Annotated in this window: 1 protein-coding gene; it reads right to left on the minus strand. The window is 67.8% G+C overall.

What is annotated here, in order from left to right; genetic code table 11:
- Positions 1–70 precede the first annotated feature (70 nt).
- A partial coding sequence (pglX, locus tag IE249_RS37350; protein ID WP_229858530.1) for a BREX-2 system adenine-specific DNA-methyltransferase PglX occupies positions 71–979 on the minus strand: 909 nt, incomplete at its 5' end.

The raw sequence follows: 979 nt of genomic DNA on the forward strand, positions 1-979 counted from the left end.
CCGGAGACGTACACGCCCAAGGGGGCGGGGATGCAAGGTCCCCCCTCGGGCCTGTCCGGAGTCGGCTGGGCTACTTGCCCGCCCCGCCCCGCTTCTTCTCGGGGCGCCAGGCGGTGAGGTCGTCCCGGGAGAGGTGGCGGCCGTACATGCCGGCGACGAGGGCGCTGTTGAAGTCCTCGGCCGGGTTGCCCTCCCACTCCTCGTCGTACTCGTCGTGCCACTGCTTGACCCACGGCATGACCTCTGCGAGCCCGGCGAGAAGCGGCACGAAACGGGAGTCTTCCTTGTGCCAACCGTCGTCGTTCAGGCGGTCGTTGAGGAGGTTGACGAGGGCCTCGGCCTGGTGGCGGTGGTTCCAGCCAGCCCAGCCGATGAGGAGGGAGGGGTCGTTGTCGGGGGAGGCGCCGGGGTAGGAGATGAACCGCTCCTTCGGCACGTCCAGCTTGCCCCGGTTCGACCAGTAGCTGTGCTTGAGGAAGTCGGCGGACGTGTACTTCGGCGGGACCTTGATGTCACGCCGCTCGCCGTCCTTGTCCTCCTCGCGCTGTTCCTCCCAGACCTTCTCCCACTGGGCACGCTTGCGCAGGCCGGACTCCTTGTAGCGGAGCGCGGACAGGTACGGGACGTGCTCGGGCTCGACGACGGCGGCAAGGACGGTGGACAGCGGTACGTCTTGCTTGCCGAGGTGACGGTCGGCGTAGAGGTCGGCAACGGCCCGTACATCGTCGTCGTGGCGGAGGGCGTCGGCGAGCTGGAAGATCGTGAGCGGACGCGGTGAGTCAAGCCCGTCGCGATCCTCGAACCAAAGGTCCTCGCGCTCCATGGCGTCCAGCAGCCAGGACCGCAGGGCGGCGGCCTCTCTGTCCTTCCAGAGCTTGGTGGACCAGCGGCGCTTGTACTCGGGCCGCTCGATCAGGCGAATGTCCTTGTTGTCGGCGATTAGGTCGAGCCGTGCCTGGACGATCCGACGGTAGGACTC

The sequence above is a fragment of the Streptomyces anandii JCM 4720 genome (genome assembly GCF_014650655.1).
GTDB classification, from domain to species: Bacteria; Actinomycetota; Actinomycetes; order Streptomycetales; family Streptomycetaceae; genus Streptomyces; species Streptomyces anandii.